The 20,986-nt window shown below is 60.9% G+C and carries 20 protein-coding genes and 2 tRNA genes; 20 read left to right on the top strand and 2 right to left on the bottom strand.

The genetic code is table 11. The annotated features are described in order from the left end of the window. Nucleotides 1-178 precede the first annotated feature (178 nt). From GPK39_RS02050 to ffh, 16 genes are all read left to right on the top strand, one after another. Nucleotides 179-253: transfer RNA gene (locus GPK39_RS02050), tRNA-Asn, on the top strand. Nucleotides 254-286: 33 nt separating this feature from the next. Next, a tRNA-Asn gene (locus GPK39_RS02045) sits at nucleotides 287-361 on the top strand. 195 nt (nucleotides 362-556) lie between these two features. Next, complete coding sequence (locus GPK39_RS02040; protein WP_338404375.1) at nucleotides 557-913, top strand: Asp23/Gls24 family envelope stress response protein; 357 nt, start codon at nucleotides 557-559, stop codon at nucleotides 911-913. Between the two features lie 27 nt (nucleotides 914-940). Beyond that, entirely contained in the window at nucleotides 941-2,602 is a 1,662-nt protein-coding gene (locus tag GPK39_RS02035) for a DAK2 domain-containing protein (protein WP_215673579.1), read from the top strand. 10 nt (nucleotides 2,603-2,612) lie between these two features. After that, nucleotides 2,613-4,790, top strand: coding sequence for an ATP-dependent DNA helicase RecG (recG, locus tag GPK39_RS02030; protein WP_215673578.1), 2,178 nt, complete (start codon nucleotides 2,613-2,615; stop codon nucleotides 4,788-4,790). Next, nucleotides 4,787-5,443, top strand: a complete 657-nt coding sequence (gene rsmD, locus GPK39_RS02025; protein WP_215673577.1) for a 16S rRNA (guanine(966)-N(2))-methyltransferase RsmD — start codon at nucleotides 4,787-4,789, stop codon at nucleotides 5,441-5,443. The genes recG and rsmD overlap by 4 nt, the downstream gene beginning before the upstream one ends. Beyond that, entirely contained in the window at nucleotides 5,436-5,933 is a 498-nt protein-coding gene (coaD, locus tag GPK39_RS02020; RefSeq protein ID WP_117769594.1) for a pantetheine-phosphate adenylyltransferase, read from the top strand. Before rsmD ends, coaD begins: the two co-directional genes overlap by 8 nt. Before the next feature lie 68 nt (nucleotides 5,934-6,001). Continuing rightward, nucleotides 6,002-6,499, top strand: a complete 498-nt coding sequence (locus GPK39_RS02015) for an ATP synthase subunit B family protein (protein ID WP_040358176.1) — start codon at nucleotides 6,002-6,004, stop codon at nucleotides 6,497-6,499. After that, the gene (locus GPK39_RS02010) at nucleotides 6,499-7,053 is read left to right on the top strand and encodes a YceD family protein (RefSeq protein ID WP_215673576.1); all 555 of its coding nucleotides are present in this window, start codon (nucleotides 6,499-6,501) and stop codon (nucleotides 7,051-7,053) included. Before GPK39_RS02015 ends, GPK39_RS02010 begins: the two co-directional genes overlap by 1 nt. 64 nt (nucleotides 7,054-7,117) lie before the next feature. Continuing rightward, nucleotides 7,118-7,297 (top strand): 50S ribosomal protein L32, encoded by a 180-nt coding sequence (gene rpmF / locus GPK39_RS02005; protein ID WP_022094017.1) that lies wholly within the window; start codon nucleotides 7,118-7,120, stop codon nucleotides 7,295-7,297. Nucleotides 7,298-7,384: 87 nt separating this feature from the next. Next, complete coding sequence (plsX, locus tag GPK39_RS02000) at nucleotides 7,385-8,404, top strand: phosphate acyltransferase PlsX (RefSeq protein WP_215673575.1); 1,020 nt, start codon at nucleotides 7,385-7,387, stop codon at nucleotides 8,402-8,404. Between the two features lie 114 nt (nucleotides 8,405-8,518). Next, nucleotides 8,519-8,761, top strand: coding sequence for an acyl carrier protein (locus GPK39_RS01995; protein ID WP_055309519.1), 243 nt, complete (start codon nucleotides 8,519-8,521; stop codon nucleotides 8,759-8,761). A gap of 3 nt (nucleotides 8,762-8,764) precedes the next feature. Beyond that, a complete protein-coding gene (gene rnc / locus GPK39_RS01990; RefSeq protein WP_055286400.1) occupies nucleotides 8,765-9,490 on the top strand; it encodes a ribonuclease III in 726 nt (241 codons plus the stop codon). Nucleotides 9,491-9,500: 10 nt separating this feature from the next. Then, nucleotides 9,501-13,037 carry a chromosome segregation protein SMC gene (gene smc, locus GPK39_RS01985; protein ID WP_215673574.1) on the top strand — a complete coding sequence of 1,179 codons (3,537 nt, stop codon included), beginning with the start codon at nucleotides 9,501-9,503 and terminating at the stop codon, nucleotides 13,035-13,037. Then, complete coding sequence (ftsY, locus tag GPK39_RS01980) at nucleotides 13,037-13,954, top strand: signal recognition particle-docking protein FtsY (protein WP_215673573.1); 918 nt, start codon at nucleotides 13,037-13,039, stop codon at nucleotides 13,952-13,954. Before smc ends, ftsY begins: the two co-directional genes overlap by 1 nt. 10 nt (nucleotides 13,955-13,964) lie before the next feature. Next, complete coding sequence (gene ffh, locus GPK39_RS01975) at nucleotides 13,965-15,440, top strand: signal recognition particle protein (protein ID WP_215673572.1); 1,476 nt, start codon at nucleotides 13,965-13,967, stop codon at nucleotides 15,438-15,440. Between the two features lie 120 nt (nucleotides 15,441-15,560). Here ffh and GPK39_RS01970 read toward each other — a convergent pair whose 3' ends face one another. Continuing rightward, entirely contained in the window at nucleotides 15,561-16,325 is a 765-nt protein-coding gene (locus tag GPK39_RS01970; protein WP_215673571.1) for a DUF134 domain-containing protein, read from the bottom strand. Between the two features lie 166 nt (nucleotides 16,326-16,491). On the opposite strand from GPK39_RS01970, the gene thyA reads away from it, so the two are divergent. The 4 genes from thyA (at nucleotide 16,492) to GPK39_RS01950 (ending at nucleotide 20,367) form a co-directional block, all read left to right on the top strand. Next, nucleotides 16,492-17,340 (top strand): thymidylate synthase, encoded by an 849-nt coding sequence (gene thyA, locus GPK39_RS01965; RefSeq protein WP_215673570.1) that lies wholly within the window; start codon nucleotides 16,492-16,494, stop codon nucleotides 17,338-17,340. A 9-nt stretch (nucleotides 17,341-17,349) separates the two neighbouring features. Then, complete coding sequence (locus GPK39_RS01960) at nucleotides 17,350-17,868, top strand: dihydrofolate reductase (RefSeq protein ID WP_215673569.1); 519 nt, start codon at nucleotides 17,350-17,352, stop codon at nucleotides 17,866-17,868. 109 nt (nucleotides 17,869-17,977) lie between these two features. After that, nucleotides 17,978-18,892 (top strand): TrmH family RNA methyltransferase, encoded by a 915-nt coding sequence (locus tag GPK39_RS01955; RefSeq protein WP_215673568.1) that lies wholly within the window; start codon nucleotides 17,978-17,980, stop codon nucleotides 18,890-18,892. 125 nt (nucleotides 18,893-19,017) lie between these two features. Then, nucleotides 19,018-20,367 (top strand): MATE family efflux transporter, encoded by a 1,350-nt coding sequence (locus tag GPK39_RS01950; RefSeq protein ID WP_215673567.1) that lies wholly within the window; start codon nucleotides 19,018-19,020, stop codon nucleotides 20,365-20,367. 85 nt (nucleotides 20,368-20,452) lie between these two features. On the opposite strand, the gene GPK39_RS01945 is transcribed toward GPK39_RS01950, so the two are convergent. Further along, complete coding sequence (locus tag GPK39_RS01945; RefSeq protein WP_215673566.1) at nucleotides 20,453-20,938, bottom strand: cob(I)yrinic acid a,c-diamide adenosyltransferase; 486 nt, start codon at nucleotides 20,936-20,938, stop codon at nucleotides 20,453-20,455. Nucleotides 20,939-20,986: the final 48 nt, after the last annotated feature.

The following is a 20,986-nucleotide window of genomic DNA, read 5'->3' as shown; positions in this document are numbered from 1 at the left end:
GGCGCCCTCAAGCACATCCGCTTGGGGGCGCTTTCATGTAGTCGTTGGGGACGTTCTTGAATGACTAGTCGTTTAAGAACGTCCCCAATGACTAGGTCGGAAAATTTCTTAAAAAAGTTCTTGCCCTAAGCTGATTCGTCCGTATAATAAACTTCGTTGCTTGAGAGCACGCACCTATTCCTCGGTAGCTCAATGGTAGAGCACGCGGCTGTTAACCGCGCTGTTGTAGGTTCGAGTCCTACCCGGGGAGCCAGAATTTTCCAGCCCATTCTGCTGGGCTTTTAATTCCTCGGTAGCTCAATGGTAGAGCACGCGGCTGTTAACCGCGCTGTTGTAGGTTCGAGTCCTACCCGGGGAGCCAGGTTGTAAAACCCGTCGCTTATGCGGCGGGTTTTTTCATGCCGCGATCGCCGTTCGCGAACGTTACCGTATCAACATTTCGTGTCGAGGATGTAATCCCGAGGCCCGCCACCTCAACATGGCGCGGTCGTTGTAGAATATTGGAATGATTGCTCCCACGACATGGTGCCGCGAGCACCAAGAAAAGGAGATTCTTGTGTCTGAGACCATTAACGGCAGCCTGAGCGTCTCGAATGACGTTATTGCCGATATTGCCGGTTATGCCGCGATGACGTGCTATGGCGTTGTCGGTATGGCTGAGCAGCTCCAGGGCGCCGAGAGCGTGCGCCTGCTTGCCGGTCAGCGCCTCCGCAAGGGCGTGCTTGTCTCCGCCGACGAGAACGGCCTTACGGTCGATCTTCACGTCGTGCTCGAGAGCGGCGTCAACATGAAGTCCGTCTGCCACAATCTTTCGAGCTCCGTTGCCTTCACTCTGCAGGAGATCGCCCAGATCGATCCCGCCAGCCTTAAGATCGGCATCCATATCGACGCGCTCAAGAGCCGTCTGAACTAGCATCCGAAAACGGAGATTCAAATACCCATGATTGCAAAGACCATTCGCACCTGTTTTCCGATCGCTGCGGCTGCTGTTTCCGACAAGGCCGAGGAGATCAACAAGCTCAACGTCTTCCCCGTACCCGACGGCGACACCGGTACCAACATGTCGCTCACGCTTGCCTCGGTGACCAAGGAGCTCTCCGCTCTTCCTGCCGATGCTGACATGGAAGCCATCGCCGGCGCCATCACCCACGGCTCCCTCATGGGTGCCCGCGGTAACTCCGGTGTTATTACCTCGCAGATTCTTCGCGGCGTGGCTGAGGGTCTTGTCTCCGCCGACGAGCCCATTACGTCCGCCAACATTGCCTTCGCCTTCCGTCGTGCCGTCAAGGTCGCCTTCCAGGCTGTCCGCAAGCCCATCGAGGGCACGATCCTCACAGTCCTGCGCGATGTCTCGACCAAGGCCGACGAGTGCGAGAAGAAGAAGTTCTCGGTCGAGGACGCGCTCGATGCCATCGTCGTCGAGGCCTATCAGTCCGTCGCCCGCACGCCCGACTTGCTGCCCGTTCTGAAGGAGAACGGCGTGGTCGACTCGGGCGCCTTTGGCTTTGCTATTTTCCTTGAGAACTTTGTTGCCGCTGCTCTTGGCCGTAGCACCGTTGTCGAGGATTTCTCCGCTACGTTTGACTCCGCCGGCTCTGCCCGCGATGCCGCTCTTGGCCGCGTTGAGATCGAGGCCAACGACGACTGGGAGGGCTCGGAGTTCCGCTACTGCAATGAGTTCCTCTTTAAGGCCGATGCTCCCTTTGACGAGGACGAGTGTCTGAAGTTCCTGGGCTCCATGGGCGACTGCGAGCTGCTCGTGGGCGCCTACCCCGACTACAAGATCCACGTGCACTCCAACACCCCCAACCTGGTGCTCGAGCACATGCTGCAGCTCGGTCAGATCTACGAGGTCTTTATCCACAACATGGAGATGGAGGCCCACGACCGTACCGCCAAGATTCACGAGGATCAGGAGAAGGCCGCCGAGCCCGCCAAGGCGCTGGGCTTTGTCGCCGTTGCCGCCGGTTCGGGCGAGGCCGACATCCTTAAGTCCCTCGGCGTTGACGTTATCGTCTCGGGTGGTCAGACCATGAACCCCTCGACCGCAGACCTGCTGGGCGCGGTGGACCAGGTCAACGCGACCTCGGTCATCATTCTGCCCAACAACGGCAACATCCGCATGGCTGCCGAGGCTGCCGCCTCTGCCTGCACGGACAAGAAGGTCGCCGTCGTTCCCACTAAAACCGTCCCGCAGGCGTTCTCCGCGCTGTTCGCGGTCCTGCCCGATTCCGAGCTCGAGGACGCCGTTGCCGCTATGGTCGACGCCATCAGCGAGGTTCGCGATGGCGAGGTTACCCGCGCCGTGCGCGATTCCAGCGCCTCTGACGGCTCTCCCATTCACTCCGGTGACGTCATGGGCATCATTGCCGGCTCCATCGATGTGGTCGGCTCCGACGTGAAGCAGGTCACGCTCGACTGCATCAACCGCATGCAGGAGGAAGAGGAGGGCGACGCGCTGACGATTCTGGCCGGCGAGGAGCTGTCCGATGAGGCCTTCCAGGAGATTGTCGACGCTATCGAGGAGGCTCAGCCCGATTTGGAGATCGACGCCCATCGTGGCGAGCAGCCGCTCTATCCCGTGATCTTCTCGATCGAGTAGGCATCTGCCCATGTCCGAGCTGTGCTCCGTGCCGCGCGTCTCGGAGCGCTTTGCCCAGAGCAATGCGCTTGACGAGGATATCGCGCGACTCAAATATGTTTCGGGTAAACGTGAGGAGGCCCTTCGCCGTCTGGGAATTCGGACGGTGGGGGACCTCCTTCTCCATATCCCTCATCGATACCTCGACTTTACCCGTTCGTGGTCCATCGAGATGGCGCCCATCGGTACCGTGTGCACCATCATCGCCACGGTCGACCGCATCGTCCAAAAGCAGCCGCGTCCGCGCATGCAGGTGACCGAGGTCTCGCTTGTGGACGAGACGGGCGTGCTGCAGGTCGCCTTTTTCCGCCAGCCCTGGATTGCCCAGCAGCTTAGACAGGGCGACCGCCTGGCCGTTATGGGCAAAGTCGAGTTTGCCTACGGTTTTAAGCAGATGGCCTCACCGCACTTTGAAAAGCTCGAGGAAGGGCGTGCCGCGGGCACTATCCTGCCGGTCCATTACGTGAGTGATGGCGTGAGCCAGGCGTGGATGCGCCGCATCGTAAGCGGCGCGCTCGAGGTCGTCGGTAATCCCTTTGATCCGATTCCCGCGCCGCTGCGCGCAAAGCGGAAGCTCATGAGCAATGCCCGCGCGTTGCGTTCGATCCACTTTCCCTCGAGCATGGCTGAGCGCGACATCGCACGCCGGCGTCTTGCCTACGAGGAGTGCCTCTACCTGCAGCTGGCGCTGCGTCTGCGCAACGACGGCGGCCTGGTCGATGTGGTGCCCTATGCCCACACCGCGGGCGAGCATCTGGGCGCGCTTAAACAGGCCCTTCCGTTTTCGCTGAGCGACGAGCAGGAGGCCGCATTCCAAGACATCCTGCATGACATGTGCGATGGCGGGCGCGTGATGAACCGTCTGCTGCTGGGCGATGTCGGTACCGGTAAGACCGCCGTTGCCGCCTGCGCGCTGGCTGTGGCTGCCGATAGCGGCACGCAGGCCTGCGTTATGGCGCCCACGGGCGTGCTGGCGCGCCAATATGCTGATAAGACCGGCCCCTTGCTCTCTCAGGCCGGTATAACGTGGGCGCTGCTGACGGGTGCCACTCCGGCGGCCGAGCGCGAGCGGATCCATGAGCAGCTGCAGTCCGGCGAGCTCGATGTCCTCTTTGGCACCCATGCGGTCCTTTCGGATGACGTTACGTTCAAGCATCTGTCGCTTGTTGTCATCGACGAGCAACACCGCTTTGGCGTAGGCCAGCGCAACGCCCTGCGCGCGAAGGGCCCCGGTGCCGATCTGCTCGTTATGACGGCAACGCCCATCCCGCGTACGCTGGCGCTTTCGGTCTACGGCGATCTGGACACGAGTATCATCCGCCATCGGCCCGTCCCTGGTGCTGGCGTGACGACACGCGTGCTCACCGAGTCGAGCCGTGACCTCGCCTATGGCGCCATTCGCGAGGCGCATGAGAAGGGGCAGCAGGCCTACGTGATTTGCCCGCTCGTGGAGCCGAGTGACTCGGCCGATGAGCTGGAAGACGTGCCCGGTATCGCCCGCGACGACGAGGGCCGCGTGACGGTCCCCGTGCCGCTGCACGATACGGCGACCGAGCTCGATCGCCTGCGTCTGGCGTTGCCGGGTCTTGCCATCGAGCGCCTTCACGGCCGTATGCCAGCGGGGGAGAAGGACCGCGTGATCGACGCCTTCAAGCGTGGCGAGATTGACGTGCTCGTCTCGACTACGGTGGTCGAGGTGGGCGTTGACGTGCCCAACGCCACCGTCATGGTCATCGAAAACGGCGAGCGCTTTGGTTTGGCTGCCCTGCACCAGCTGCGAGGCCGCGTGGGCCGTGGCGGCGTGTCGGGCACGTGCCTGGTCATGACGCACTCCAAGGGCAACGGCGGCGCATCGGCGGCGCAAGATCGTCTGCAATCGCTCGAAAAAACCTCGGATGGCTTTACGCTCGCCCAGATGGACCTGCGTCTGCGCCACGAGGGCGAAATCCTGGGGTACCGTCAGCATGGCGGTGTGACCCTGCGCTTTGTCGACCTGGATGCCGACGAGGAGCTGATCGAGTGGGCCCATTTGGACGCGGTCGAGCTCTTGCGGTATGCTTGCAACCTTGACTCTGTGGCGACGCGCCCTCTGCGCGATGCGGTCGCCATGCGATATCGACACATATTTAAGGAGGTCAGCGGAGGATGAGAATCATCGGCGGCGAATGGCGCGGTCGTAAGATCGAGGAGCCCCGTGGTCGCGATGTTACCCGCCCCACGACCGATCGCGTGCGCGAGGCATGCGCATCTATGGTCATGTCGGCATTCGACTTCGATCTGGACGAGGTCCGTGTGCTGGACGCCTTTGGCGGCTCCGGTGCCTTAGGGTTAGAGATGCTCTCTCGTGGGGCCCGCTCGCTCACGACGTTTGAGATCGATCGCAACGCCGCGCGGCTCATTACCAAGAATATCGAGTCGCTCTGCCGTGACCGTGCGCGTTGGCGCGTGGTCACGGGCGACATGCTGGCGAGTGCCTCGCGCGGTCGTGTACCGGGCGGCCCCTTTGATCTGGTCCTGCTCGACCCGCCCTATGCTTTTGGTGCCGAGCCGGTCGAGGAACTGCTGCAGGACCTGGCTCAGCAGGGTTTACTTGCGTCTGGCGCTTACGTCCTGTTTGAGCATGCCGCCGCCGATGCGGGCGCGCATCCGGCAGGCTTTGAGACTGTACGTGAGAAGCGCTACGGCATTACCTCGGTCGACCTGCTTCGCTGGGTCGACGATAACGATGGTGAAGGCGACAACGCCGGCGCAGATGCCGACAACAACGATGCCACGACGTTTCAGGAGGACGCCCATGAATGACACCATCAACCGCGTGATCGTCCCGGGCACCTTCGATCCCATCACGTTTGGCCATATCGATGTGATCCGCCGTGCCCGCCGCATCTTTCCCAGCGTGATCGTCGCTGTTGCCGAGTCGCAAGGTAAAAACGGTGTAGGCACCACGTTTATGCTCGATGAGCGCGTGGCGCTGGCCCGCGAGGCGCTCGGTGATATCGACGGCGTCGAGGTCCTGCCCTTTACCGGCCTCTTGGTCGACTTCGCTCGTGAGCAGGGGGCGGGTGCCGTGGTCAAGGGCCTGCGCGCCATGACCGACTTTGAGTATGAGCTGCAGCAGGCCGACCTTAACTATCGCCTGGATAGCGAGCTGGAGTCCATCTTTGTCATGAGTGCGCCGCAGTACGGCTATATCTCGAGCTCGGTGGTACGCCAGATCGCCTCGCTCGGCAGCGATGTATCGACGTTTGTCCCGCCCAACGTGGTCGAAGCGCTCAAACATCGCTTTTCGTGACGTTTCTTATTGCCTGGTGGCATGTGGTAAACTAGCACGATGATATGTTACCTATGAAAGGAGACCGGATGCCGGGCGAGAATTTTCCTGGCGATAGGATCGTCAGCTTGGTCGATGAGCTCGAAGGGCTGATCGAGGAAGCCAAGCCGCCTTTCGGCAAGAACGCTCAGTTCAAGGTCATCGACGCCGACGTGTTCTTCAACATCCTCGACGAGATCCGCATGAGCTATCCCGAGGAGTGGCAGAAGTCCCGCCGTATCCTTAAGGAGCGCGAGGAGCTTATGGCTTCCGCCGCCGCTCAGGCCGATTCCATCATCGCTGACGCTCAGCAGCAGGCCCTCACCATTGCCGGTGAGCAGGAGATCGTCCGCCTTGCGCAACAGCAAGCCGACGACATCCGCGATCGTGCCCAGCAGTACGAGCGCGAGACGCGTTATGCTGCCGAGGACTACGCAGAGCAGGTCTTTACGCACCTGGAGGAGAACCTCAAGAGCCTGACCGGCACCGTTACCCGTTGCCGTCAGCAGCTCAACGAGGGTGCCGCCCAACAGAATGGTCAGTGGTAATGGCTGAGTTCCCGAGCGTTACCGTCGATCTTTCCGAGCAGCTCGAGTTTCCTGGAGATTCGTATCCGCTGACCGGTAAGGTCGATGTCGCCACCTACACGGTGGGCGAGAAGGAGTACCAGCTACAGGACGGCATCGACTACGACGTTGTCTTTACCAATGCCGGTACCGGTGTCTTGCTCACGGGCATGGTCCGCGCGCACGCCACCGGCGAGTGCGATCGTTGCCTGGAGCCCGCCTCGTTTGATATCGCTGGCGAGATCGAGGAGTTCTACCTCTTTGAGGAGCCCGAGGATCCCGAGGCCTACGAGGACGGCTACGAGCTCCTGGGTGAGGACCGCATCGTCGATCTGGGCGAGCCCATCAATGACGCGGTCGTTATGGACACACCGTTTGTGGTGCTTTGCAAGCCCGATTGTCGCGGTCTGTGCCCCACTTGCGGTTGCAATCTCAACATCGAGCAATGCGATTGCGCCGCCCAGGCAGAGGCAGAATGGGCCGCTGCCACGGAAAATCCATTTGCAGCATTGAAGAATCTCAAGCTTGATGAGTAAAACTGTGGTAGTATCGCTACTTGCGCGTAATCGCCACACTGGATAGTTCATAAGGAAGGTCACTATGCCCGTACCTAAACAAAAGCAGGGTCGTATCCGCACTCACACCCGTCGTTCCGCCAACATGAAGATCTCGGCTGCGGCTCAGTCCACGTGCCCCCGTTGCGGTGCTGTCAAGCTTCCGCACCACGTGTGCCCCAGCTGCGGTTTCTACAAGGACCGCGAGGTTATCGTTACCGAGTAACGGTATACTCTGGATGCGATGCCGTTCCAAATGGAACCACAATGGCCGGCTCAATGAGTCGGCCATTTTTGTATAAGGAGCATGTATATGAGTAACGTTCGCGTTTGTGTAGACGTTGTGGGCGGAGACGAGAAACCTCAGGTTGTTCTCGATGGTATCGAGGCTGCACTTGCCTCCGATCCCGATATCGAGGTCTTGGCAGCTGGCCCCGCCGAAATCGTCAATCCCTTTGCAGCTTCCCATGCACGTGTTGAGGCCCTTGAGGCGCCCGACGTTATCGCCATGGATGACGATCCCATTCGCGCCGTGATGACCAAGCGTAAGTCGTCGATCGTTCTTTCTTGCCGCGCCATCAAGAAGGGCAACGCGGATGCGTTTTTCTCCGCCGGCTCGACCGGTGCCATGACCGCTGCTGCGACCGCCTACGTGACGCCGTTTAGGTATCAGGCCGAAGGCAAAAAGCAGCCGGTGCGCCCCTGTCTGACCAATGCACTGCCCAATCGCGCCGGCGGTCTGACGGTGCTGTGCGACATGGGTGCCAACCCCGATGTCGAGGTTGACGATATGGTGCGCTTTGCGCAGATGGGCAGCGCCTATGCCCGCGTCGTCCTGGGCATTGAGCATCCTCGCGTGGGCCTGCTTGCCAACGGCACCGAGGACGAGAAGGGTTCCAACTTTACCAAGGCCTGTTTCCCTGCTATGAAGGCCGCCGTTCCCGGCTTTGTTGGTAACTGCGAGGGAACGGACATCACCTCAGGTAACTTCGATGTCGTCGTTGCCGATGGCATGTCGGGCAATATTGCGCTCAAGGCCACCGAGGGTGCTGCCAAGTTTTTGCTGCAGGAGCTCAAGGGTGTCTTTATGTCTTCGCTCGGCACCAAGATTGCCGCGCTGCTTATCAAAAAGCAGATGCGCGAGATTAAGGCCAAGCTTTCGGGCGACGCCAAGGGCGGCGCGATTCTTTTGGGCCTGCGCGGCGTGGTCCTGATCGGCCATGGCGCCACCTCGGTCGAGGCTGTCAAAAACGGTACGCTCGCGGCGGCCGAAGCCGTGCGCGCGGGGCTGGTCGAGAATGTCGCCAACTCTATGGACGGTATCGTTTTATAACAGCGGCGTTATGCGTCTTGGGGCGCACGTCGTGGGGTAGAATCAGAACCGTGTCTTGGTACCGCCCGGGCGGTACCATTCTTTTGGTATTCATGCACTATGAGAGGAAGCGCTATGGACCGCTCCGAAATCTTCGACAAGATCGCCGAGGTCGCTGCTGACGTTCTGGGCGTCGATGTTGCCGAAATTAGCGATGAGACCACCTTTGACGACCTCGATGCCAACTCGCTCGAGCGCCTGCAGCTGGTTACGGCTATCGAGGACGAGTTCAACCTCGAGATCGATGACGAGACTCTGCTCTCGCTCAACTCTGTCGCCGACGCCGTCGACGCGATCGAAAACGCCAGGGAGGCCTAGGTCTTGGCTTTATCCGAACGACTTACGCGTGCCCAGGAAATCCTGGGCCACGAGTTCAATAATAAGGTGCTGCTGCGCGCGGCCCTTACGCATCCCTCGGCAGTCGAGGGCCAGCCGGTTTCTGCCAGCTATGAGCGCCTTGAGTTCTTGGGCGATTCCATTTTGGGTGCTGTGGTCGCACGCTCCCTGTTTGAGTCCTATCCTGAGTTTGACGAGGGCAAGCTCACGCGCCTGAAGGTGTCGCTTGTCTCGGGCGCTACGCTGTCCGAGGTTTCTCACGAGCTGGGCATCGACGACATCATCATCTTTGGTGCCTCCGAGACCGGTACCGGTGCGCGCGGCCTGCATTCGGCGCTCGAGAACGTCTACGAGTCGCTCGTGGGCGCACTGTACCTGGATGCCGGCTGGGACGTTGCGGCGGAGTTTATCCATCGTACGCTTAAGCCGCATTTGGCTTCCGAGCGCGCCGAGCATCCCGCGAACCCCAAGTCGTTTTTGCAGGAGTGCGTGCAAGCCGACGGTCACGAGCCCCCGGCGTATAAGCTCGTTGGCTCCGAGGGCCCGGCGCATGCGCCCACCTTTACCGCCGTGGTTTTGATCGATGGTATTCGTCAGGGTCGCGGCTCCGGCTCCTCAAAGAAGGAAGCCGAGGGAGCCGCCGCGCTCGAAGCGCTCGATCGCATGGGTTACACCACCAACGGCGTGATTCTGAACAAGAAGCACGTGTAAGCGAGGAACCGTGTATCTCAAGTCCCTCACGCTCAAAGGGTTCAAGTCGTTTGCCGACCGCGCCCATATGACGTTTGAGCCGGGCCTGACCGTCATCGTCGGTCCCAACGGCTCGGGAAAATCGAACATCTCTGACTCGATTCTGTGGGTCCTGGGCGAGCAGAGCGCCAAGCAGCTGCGCGGCCAGGCCATGGAGGATGTCATCTTCTCGGGCTCGTCAGCGCGCAAGCCGGTGGGTGTCGCCGAGGTCACGCTGGTGCTCGATAACTCGGACCATATGCTGCCCGTCGATTTTGACGAGGTCGCCATCACCCGTCGCATGTATCGCTCGGGCGAAAGCGAGTACCTCATCAACTCGAGTCCGTGCCGCCTGATGGACATTCAGGACATCCTGCACGATTCGGGCCTGGGCAAGGATACGCATTCCATCATCAGCCAGGGCAAGCTCGACGCCATTTTGCAGAGCCGCCCCGAGGAGCGTCGCGCCCTCATCGAGGAGGCCGCCGGCATCTCCAAGCACAAGCGCCGCAAGGAGCGTGCGCTCAAAAAGATTAAGTCGATGGACGAGCATCTGACGCGTGCTCGCGACATCAATAAGGAAATCGCCCGTCAGCTGCGACCGCTGGAGCGTCAGGTCGATCGCGCGCGCAAGTACAAAGAGCTGTCCTCGCGCGCGAACGAGCTTACGCAGATGCTAGCCGTCGACGAGCTGCGTTCGCTGCAGTCGCAGTGGAATGACTTGGAGAGCCGTTCCAAGGAAGGTGCCGCCGAGCTGGAGCTTGCGCAGTACCGCTTGGGCGAAAAGGAGCGCGAGCTCGAGAAGCTTCAGGTTATGCTCGAGGAAAAGGGCCTGTTTGTGGGCGACCTGGGCGAGCAGCGCCGTCATATGCAAGATGTGGTCGGCCGCATTAACTCCGACATGCGCCTGCTCGAGGAAAAGGGCCACAACATGGTGTCGCGCCTGTCTGACATGCGCGGGCAGATTTCGAGCTCCGAGCATCAGCGACGTCGCGTGGTCGAGGAGCTCGAGGACGCGCGTGCGCAGCTTGAGGAAGTGACCGGTGCGCACATGCAGGCTCAGGAGGACGTTGACGCCGCTGGTCCTGCTGCCGCTGAGCTCCACGAGCGTCGCGTTGCGCTCGACAATCAGATTTCGCAGCTCACGCGTGAGCAGCGCGATGTGCAGCGTGTGGCCGATAACGCCGCGCTCGAGCTCGCTAAGGTGAAGGATTCCTTGAGCAATGCCGAGGTCGAGGACAACATGTATGCCTCGCGCCTGGAGCAGATCGATGAACAGCTCGAGGAGGTCACGGCCTCGCTCGAGAGCCGTCGCGACCGCGCCGAGGAGCTTGAGGGCGCTCTTGAGGAGGCGCGCCAGGCTCAGGTCGATGCGCGTGAGGCCACCGAGGTCGCCCGTGCGGCCCTGAAGGACTTGCGTAATCGTGAGAGCGAGGCGCGCAACAAGTTATCCGAGGTGCGCTCGGAGCTTGCCAGCCAAAAGAAGCTTGATGCGCGCATGGCCGACAGCTCGCCGCTCGTGAGCCGTCTGGTGGGTGCGCTGGGCGATGACGTAACGGGTCGCCTGGGCGATGTGCTCGAAGCCCCGCGCGAGCTTGAGGGCCTGGTTGAGCAATTGCTCGCCGGCGATATCGATGCGCTTCTGTTCGACGATACGTCCGCGCTTGAGCGTGCCGGTCGTGCGGCTCTGGACCAAAAGAAGGCCTCGGGCGAAGCACTGCTGGTGGCGCGCGACGTGAGCGACTCTACCGCCGCTGAGGGCGCTGCCGGTATCCGCCTGGTTGATCGTCTGTCCGTGCGCGCAGGCTACGGACCCGTCGTCGAGGCGCTGCTCGGCGGCTATTACGTGGTCGATGACTTGGCTGCCGCGCTGTTGGCGCCGGTCGTTGACGGTGTGACCTATGTGACTCCCGATGGCGCCCGCGTGAGCTGTGGCGGCCTGGTGCGCGTGGGCCTCGATGCTGGCGAGGCCTCGGGTGCTCTGGAGCGTAAGCGTCGCATTCGCGAGCTGGAGGGGCTTGAGCCCGATCTGGCTGCCGTGTTTGAGCATGTGTCGGATCAGGTCGTCGAGGCGAATGCGGCCGTCGAAGAGGCGCGTGCCGCTGAGGGCGATGCCGCCGGCGAGATCGCCCGTCTTGAAGGCGAGCGCCGCTCGCTGCTCTCCGAGATCGGCCGCTTGGAGCAAAGCGCCAACAATGCCGAGGTCGAGCGCGTGCGCATCTCCAAGCGCCGCGAGCAGGCCGCCGAGGCCGTTCGCGCTGCGCGCCCGCGCGTTGACGAGCTCACCCGTTCGCGCGACGAGGCCCGTGCGCAGGCAGGCGACCTGGTTCTTCAGATTGCCGAAGCCAACGACGAGCTCGATCGCGTGCGCCGTGACGACTCCGAGGCAGCCGGTAAGCTCGCCGATGCCAAGGTTCGCCTAGCCCAGACGAGCGAACGCCTGCGTTCGCTGAAGGGCCGCGTGCCCGACCTTGAGCATCGTCTTGAGGGCATCGACCGTCGTATCCGCGGAACACGCCAGGCTTCGCGCTCGCTCGAGCTGCTGCGCCTGCGCGTCGACCCCATGCACGAACGCTATTCTGCCCTGTTGGAACGCGCGTCGGATTGGGCAGCGCGCCTGCGTGACCAGGCCTCTCTGGAGGAGGCGGACTCCGCTTCGCTCAAGAAGACCATCGAGGATGCCAAGGCAGAGGTTGCCCGCGCTAAGGAGCGAGTCGATACCGCCTCCGCCGCGCAAAACGAGTTCAAGGTCGCGCGTGGCAAGCTCGAGGTGCAGGTAGAGGCCGCCATTAAGGCCATTACCGCCGATGGCACCACGGTACTCGAGGAAGCGCTCATGCTTCCGGCGCCCACGGACCGCGATGCCGCCGAGCGCGAACTCAACCAGCTTGTGCGCCAGATCAACAACCTTGGTCCCGTTAACCAAGTTGCCATGGAGGAGTACGAGCAGCTCAAGCGCCGCGCCGATTACATCGAGGAGCAGCTGGCCGATTTGGAGAGCGCGCGCAAGGCGCTCACCAAGATCACGGTGGCCATTGATCGCAAGATGCGCAAGGCATTCCTGGTGACGTTTGAGAAGGTCGATGCGAACTTCCGCGAGATCTTCGCCATGCTGTTCCCGGGTGGCCAGGCGCATCTGGAGATGACCGACCCTGAGCATCCGGCCGAGACGGGCATCGAGGTCGTGGCGCAGCCGCGTGGCAAGCGCATCACCAAGATGATGCTCATGTCGGGCGGCGAGAAGAGCTTGACGGCGCTCGCCTTGCTCTTTGCCGTGTACCGCACGCGCACGGTGCCGTTCTATGTGCTGGACGAGGTCGAGGCGGCGCTCGATGACGCCAACCTGTCCAAGCTCATCGGCGCGCTCGACGTGTTGCGTTCCGATACGCAGCTCTTGGTTATCTCGCATCAGCGCCGTACTATGGAGGACGCTGACGTCCTCTACGGCGTCTCGATGCAAGCCGACGGCGTCAGTCGCGTCGTCTCGCAAAAACTCGATCGCGAAACCGGAAAGGTCGTGAATGCATAATGGGATTCTTCGATGCTCTCTCGCGCGGACTTGAGCGCAGCCGCGAGGCCCTCAACGAGGTCTTTTACTTTGGCGGCGAGGTCGACGAGGATTTTTGGGAGGACCTAGAGGACACCCTCGTTATGGGTGACATGGGTGCCGAGGTCGCGATCAAGGTATCCGATGACCTGCGCGATGCCGCGGCCAAGAAGAACCTCAAGACCGCTCCGCAGCTTCGCCGTGCCCTGGCCGAGCAGCTTGAGCAGCACTTTGTGCCCATCGAGCGCGATCCGTTCTCCGATACGCCGAGCTGCGTGCTGTTTGTGGGCATTAACGGCGCTGGCAAGACCACGACGGTCGGTAAGATCGCGAGCGCCATGGCCGCCCGCGGCAAGAACGTCGTGATCGGCTCTGCCGATACGTTCCGCGCTGCCGCTATCGAGCAGCTCGATGTGTGGGGCCAGCGCGCTGGCGTCCCCGTCATCAAGCGCGACCGCGGCTCCGACCCGGCAAGTGTTTGCTACGACGTGCTCGACGAGGCCGACAAGCGCGGCAGCGACCTGGTGCTTATCGACACTGCCGGTCGTCTGCACACGAGCCCCGAGCTCATGCGGGAGCTTGACAAGGTGGTTAACGTGACGCGTAAGCGCGCCGCCAATATGGCCGCCGGCCCCATGCCCGTCTCAGTCGTGCTCGTGATCGATGCCGCCACCGGCCAGAACGGTCTGAACCAGGCGCTCGAGTTTAACGAGACACTGGGCCTGGACGGTATTATCATGACTAAGCTCGACGGCACGGCTAAGGGCGGTATTGCCATGGCCGTGGCCGAGAAACTCAAGCTCCCGATTCTGCGCGTGGGCGTGGGCGAGCAGGTCGATGACCTGCAGGAGTTCAATGCCAAAGATTTCTGCCGCGCCCTGGTGGGCGAGTCCAATTAAGGAGTGACTAGTGTTTGATTCCCTGAGCGATCGTCTCAACGACACATTTGACCGCCTGCGCGGCAAGGGCAAGCTGACCGAGGCCGATATCACCTCTGCCATGCGCGACATTCGCATGGCGCTGCTCGAGGCCGACGTTAACTTTAAGGTCGTTAAGGAGTTCGTCGCCAAGACCAAGGAGCGCTGCATGACCGCCGAGGTCATGGAGTCGCTGTCGCCGGCGCAAAACGTCGTCAAGATCGTGCTCGACGAGCTCACCGAGATGCTCGGCTCCACCGAGAGCAAGCTCGTCTTTAGCAACCGCATCCCCAATGTCATCATGCTCGTGGGCCTGCAGGGCTCCGGTAAGACTACGGCGGCCGTAAAGCTGGCCTACCTGCTCAAGAAGCAGGGCCGCTCGCCGCTGCTCGCCGCGTGCGACGTCTACCGTCCCGCCGCTGCCGACCAGCTTGCCACGCTCGGCGGAGAGATCGGTGTCCCGGTCTTCCGAGGCGACGGTGCACACCCGGTCGACATCGCCAAGGGCGCCATTCAGGAGGCCGTCGACCACCTGCGTGACGTGGTCATCGTCGATACCGCCGGTCGTTTGCAGATCGACGAGCAGATGATGCAGGAGGCCGTGGACATCAAGAAGGCCGTCAAGCCCGATCAGGTGCTGATGGTCGTCGATGCCATGACCGGCCAGGATATTGTCAACGTCGTCTCGACCTTCGCCGAGCGTACCGACTTTGACGGCGTGATCATCTCCAAGCTCGACGGCGATGCCCGTGGCGGCGGCGCGCTTTCCGTGCGCCAGGTGACCGGCAAGCCCATCAAGTTCGTGAGCATGGGCGAGAAGCCCGATTCGCTGGAGCCGTTCTATCCCGATCGTATGGCCAAGCGAATCTTGGGCATGGGCGACGTTGTCGGCATTATTGAGAAGGCCCAGGAGGCGGCCGACGCCGAGCAGCTCGAGGCTGCCGAGCGCATGCTGCGCGAGGGCTTCACCATGAACGACATGCTCGACCAGATGAAGGCCGTCAAGAAGATGGGCGGCATGAAGGGCATTCTGGGCATGCTCCCCGGTGGCCAGCGTGCGCTTAACCGGATGGGTGGCAATCTGGACGAAGGTATCTTCGATAAGAACGAGGCCATCATCATGTCGATGACCAAGGAGGAGCGCCTTCGCCCCTCCATCATCAACGGCCAGCGCCGTGCCCGCATTGCCAAGGGCGCCGGCGTGACCCCCACCGAGGTCAATAGCCTTATGAAGCAGTGGGGCGAGATGAATAAGATGATGGGCCGCATGCGCACGATGGCCAATCAGGCGCAGGCCGGCGGCAAGAAGGGCAAGAAGGGTAAGAAGGGCAAAAAGATGCGCATGCCCAATATTCCCGGTTTGGATGCCATGGGGCTGGGCGGCATGGGCGGCCTGGGAACGGGCGGCCCCAAGTCCGATATGGACCTGCTGCGTCAAATGGAAGCGCAGATGCGTAATAAGAAATAGTGCTGTAATTCCAGCTTGATATGGCAAAGGCCACTCGGAAGCTACCGGGTGGCCTTTGTTGTTGGCTTTGATTGTTGGGTTGCGTTCTGTGTCGCGCCCCGAGTTTGCGGTGCCGTGCCGCTAGTGGCAGCCGCAGCCCTCGTGGCCCTCGTGCTCGTGATGGCCGTGACAACCACAGGACTCGCCATGCTCATGTGCGTGCTCGTGGTCATGGCCGTGGCAGCCGCACGTGGCCTCGCCGTTCTGTGCGAGCGTGCCGGCGATAAGGGCCTCGACGCACGCATCGCAGCTGCCCTGGGCGCCTGCGTATACCGTGATGCCGGCTTGAGCAAGCGCGTTGATAGCGCCACCGCCGATGCCGCCGCAGATGAGCGTGTCAACGCCACCGTTGGCAAGCAGGCCCGCCAAGGCGCCGTGGCCGGTGCCACCGGTGCCTACGACCTGCTCGTTGAGCACCTTGTCATCCTGGATGTCATAGATCTTGAACTGTTCGCTGCGGCCAAAGTGCATAAAGATGTTGCCGTTGTCGTACGTCGTTGCCACCCTCATGGTGTCAGCCTCCTTTGCTGGCCATGCGGCCGTTGTCGTGGTGATGGGGGAGTACGCGATGTTTCCGCCTTCGATGACGATCGCCCGTCCATTGACCAGCGCGTTTGCCACCTTGCGATGCGCGCGGCTGCAGATTGCCGCCACCGTGGCGCGGGCAATGCCCATGCACTGGGCGACTTCCTCCTGATTGAAGCCTTCCAGGTCGCATAGGCGCAAGACCTCGAGCTCGTCGACTGTCATATCGATAGCGTCTCCGCTCGCCAGGCCATCGGGGGTAAAACCGCGATATTCGGGGATGATCCCGACGCGGCGCAATTTTTCGCGTCTTCCTGCCATGCACTCTCCAAATCTGACATATGTCAACAATAGAATATCGAACGTGCGGATTTGCGCAAGGAATTTCCGTCATATGTCAGAAAATGAGGGCTTATGTTTGGGCTGTGGGGCCGCGTGCGCCTGGGCTACAATGAATCTCGCTTGTAGGCGACTGACAGGAGGGTCAATGAGCAAAGCTGATCAACAGTTTGTAACCATGTGCCGCGATATCTTGGACCATGGCACCACGACCGAGGGCCAAAAGGTCCGCCCGGTGTGGGAGGACGGCACCCCTGCCTATACCATTAAAAACTTTGGCGTCACGGCGCGCTACGACCTGCGCGAAGAGTTCCCTGCGCTTACGCTGCGCCGCACGGCTCTTAAGTCTGCGATGGACGAGATCCTGTGGATCTATCAAAAGAAGTCTAATAACGTCCACGATCTTAATAGCCATATTTGGGACGAGTGGACCGACGAGACTGGCTCCATCGGCAAGGCCTACGGGTACCAAATTGGCCAGAAAAGCCATTATGCCGAGGGCGATTTCGACCAGATGGACCGCGTGCTGTACGACCTCAAGAACACGCCGTATAGCCGTCGCATTATGACGAATACCTATGTGTTCAGCGACTTGTCCGAGATGCACCTGTATCCGTGCGCGTACAGCGTGACGTATAACGTGACGCAGCGTCCGCAGGACGACAAGCCAACGCTCAATATGATTCTCAACCAGCGCAGCCAGGACATTTTGGCCGCGAACAACTGGAATGTGTGCCAGTACGCCATCTTGCTGATGATGGTCGCACAGTCGGTCGATATGATTCCGGGTGAGCTGCTGCATGTGATTGCCGATGCCCACATTTACGACCGCCACGTCGATATCGTCCGTGAGCTTATCGAGCGCCCGCAGTTTGCGGCGCCCAAGGTAACGCTGAACCCCGACGTGCACGATTTCTATGCGTTTACGACCGATGACCTGATCGTGGAGGGCTACGAGCACGGTCCGCAGGTCAAGAACATCCCCATTGCGGTGTAGGTGGCACTCATGACGTGTAAGCTTTCTGCCATTGTCGCCGTGTGTGACGACTGGGGCATTGGGTGCGAGGGCGACATGGTAGTGTCCAATCGCGCCGACATGCGCCATTTTGTTGCGTGCACCAAAGGTTGCCCGGTTATTATGGGGCGTAAGACCCTGCTGAGTTTTCCCGGCGGGCGTCCTCTCAAGAACCGCCGCAATATCGTGCTTACGCGCGACGAGGATTTTGCGCCCGAGGGTGTCGACGTGGTGCACAGCATCGACGAGGCGCTCGCCGCGGTTGCCGATGAGCCCGTTGCCTGGGTGATCGGTGGCGGCGATGTCTATCGGCAGTTTTTGCCGTATTGCGTCGAGGCCGAGGTCACGCATAACCACTGCGTCCATGTTGTGGATACGTACTTTCCCGATTTGGAAGCCGATCCTGCGTGGAAGATTGCGCAGCGTAGCGGGGTCGCGACGATTGCCGCCGGTGAGGGTGACGAGGGCATCGATTATGAGTTCGTGACGTATCGTCGCGTTGAGGCGTAAATCGTCTGGTGTGAACGGTATCATCGGGTTGATTGAATGCATGGGGCGGCGCTTAGCGTCGCCTCGTTTGGTATAGATGTGCTGTAAAGAAAGGTGCGGGCTGGCTGCTATGACTGATGCCGTTGAGGTTCTGCGAATCGATTCGCTCGAGGACGACCGGCTCGATGCCTACGTGCGCCTGACCGAGCGCGAGCTGCGCTGCGTGTTGGAGCCGCAAAAGGGCATCTTTATCGCCGAGAGCGCCAAGGTCATCGAGCGTGCGGTTCGCGCCGGATACGAGCCGGTGAGCTTTCTTTTGGGCGAGCGCTGGCTTGACCAGATGATGCCGCTGTTCGAGCGCCTGGCGGTTCGCGAAGGTGCGGGTCCGGTTCCCGTGTTCGTGGCCTCGATGGAGCTTATGGAGCAGTTGACGGGCTTTAACGTGACGCGCGGCGCGCTGGCGGCGTTCCGTCGCCCGCGCCAGATTCCGGTTGATGAGTTCTTGGGCGGCGTCGTCGAGGCGGCGGGGGATCGTCCGGTGCGCGTGTGCGTGCTTGAGGGTATTGTCGATCACACCAATGTTGGCGCGATTTTCCGCTCTGCTGCCGCATTGAACGTTGATGGTATTTTGGTCAGCCCGACGTGCTGCGACCCGCTGTACCGTCGCTCGGCCCGCGTGAGCATGGGCACCGTGTTTCAGGTGCCGTGGACGCGCATTGGCAGCGAGGCTCGTGTGTGGCCGCATGATGGCCTGAGCGCGCTGCACGATGCTGGCTTTTCGTGTGCCGCTATGGCGTTGACGGACGATTCAGTGTCGCTGGACGATCCTGTGCTGCAGAAGATTGATCGCTTGGCGATTTTTATGGGCACCGAGGGTGCCGGCTTGGGCGCCAAGACCATTGCCGGCTGTGACCACGCGGTGCGTATTCCGATGGCGCACGGGGTCGATTCGCTCAACGTGGCCGCGGCGAGCGCCGTCGCCTTTTGGCAGCTATGCCCGCACGTGAGCAATGAGTATCACTACCAGCCGGGTTTGTATCACTAGGCTGTTATTCCGCACTGTGCTCTAATTCGGGGTGTTTCGGTCGCCGCCAGTCGGTGCTAAGCTGGATTTGGCTTTGGTTTTTAATTGCTGTTTTACTGTTTGACGTATGCGTGTGGGGAGGGCGTGTGGCTAAGAAATCTACGGCTATCGATGTAACGCAAGGTGTCATTTGGCAGCAATTACTGTCGCTGTGCGTTCCCATCTTTTTTAGTTCGTTTTTTCAGCAGGCCTACACGCTTATCGGTACGTATATCGTCGGTCAGTTTGGCGGCAAGCTCGCGCTGGGTGGCATTCAAGCCACGATGGTGCTCACCGAGCTCTGCATTGGCTTTTGCGTTGGCGTCGGCGCCGGCTGCGCGGTCATTACCGGTCAGTATTTTGGCCAGCACGATGATGAGCGACTGAGTCGTTCGGTCCATACGGCCATGACGCTCGCGCTAGTGGGCGGTATCGTTTTCTCGATTCTTGGCATAGTGTTCGTTGAACCCATGCTAGTGCTTATGAACACGCCGCACGAGCTACTTGCCGAGGGCGTTGCCTATGCTCGCTGTTATTTTGCCGCGATGGTTGCGGCGCTGCTGCTTAATATGGGAACCGCACTGCTGCGTGCCGTGGGCGACACGCGCGGGCCTGCTGTGATTATCGCTTCCGGCTGCCTTGTTAATGCGGTGCTGGATGTCATCTTCGTTGCTGTGCTTCATATGGAGGCGCTGGGCTGCGGCATCGCAGTGGCGCTGACCATTTGCTCCAATGCAACGATGATCGTGTTGCGCATGATGCGCGCTCCGGGTGCATGGCGTCTTTCGCTGTCTAAGCTCGGCATCGATCGCGATATTTGCAAGAGTATGATCTCGTGTGGTCTGCCACTCGGTTTTCAATCGGCTGCCTATTCGATCTCGAACGTGCTGATCCAGGTGTCGGTTAATTCGTTTGGCGCCGATGTCACAACTGCTTGGGGTCTATCTGGGCGCCTGGATGGCATTATCTGGATGGTGACCGAGGCGCTCGGCGTATCGATCACCACGTTCTCGGCGCAGAACTTTGGCGCGCGCAATTACGAGCGCATGCGCAAGGGATATCACACGTCGCTCGTGCTGTCGTTTATGCTCATTGGTGGCCTGTCTGCCGTGCTCCTGGTGTTCTCGGGTCCTCTGTCGCGTTTGTTTGTCGACGATGCTTCGATTTCGGCGTACACCACGACGATTCTTCATTTCATCGCGCCGTTCTACGCGATCTTCTCGATTATCGAGAACGCGTCGGGCTCCATTCGCGGTGCCGGCGTGAGCTTGCAGCCCATGCTGCTCACGATTTTTGGCACTGTCGTGCTCAGGGTGATCTGGGTGTTTGCGATTATGCCGTTCGATCCGTCTCTTGAGCACCTGCTGTTGGTTTACCCCGTAACCTGGCTCATCACGGCCACGATGTTCACCATCTACCACCACAGCGGCAACTGGCTCGGCCGCCCTACTGCCTAATGATCCGTATGAGACGGAGGAAAACGGATCATTGCTCTTCGTCATGATGTCGATGATCCGTTATTCTCCGTCCCCTTCGGACCAATTAGTATTCGATGCCTTGGCGGGCTAGGAGGCCTTCATCGAAGTAGTGCTTGACGGGGTGCATTTCGGTTACCAGGTCAGCAAGGTCGGCGAGTGGCAGCAGCCCGCGTCCGGTGAGCACGAGCTCCGTGGTGGCGGGCTTCAGCGCAATCAGCCTCTCCACATCCTCTCGCGCCACAAATCCTCGGCGCATGGCTTCTCCTAGCTCATCCAGGATTAGCACGTCAACTTGCGAAATCTGCTCGTGTGCGAGCTCCATGACCTGTGCGGCGCAGGCCTCGGGCGTGTCGCGGTCGGCTTGTACGATGCGCAGACCCAAACGGGGCGCCGCATCATGCCCGGCGCAGTGCAGCTTCTTGGCAAACTGAAGCATGAGCACGTTAAGTCCATAGCCCGTGGCGCGCAGCGCGAGCCCCAGCGCAGCCGTCGTCTTGCCCTTGCCGTCTCCCGTATAGATTTGAACCTTGCCGACTTCCAGTGATGCCATCTCTGTCCTTTCGTGCCCAGCGTAGGTTTATCGTCGCTCGGGTTGGGT

Source organism: Collinsella aerofaciens (assembly GCF_018785245.1).
In the GTDB taxonomy this organism is placed as follows: domain Bacteria; phylum Actinomycetota; class Coriobacteriia; order Coriobacteriales; family Coriobacteriaceae; genus Collinsella; species Collinsella aerofaciens_AD.
This window is presented reverse-complemented; position numbering and strand designations above follow the sequence as displayed.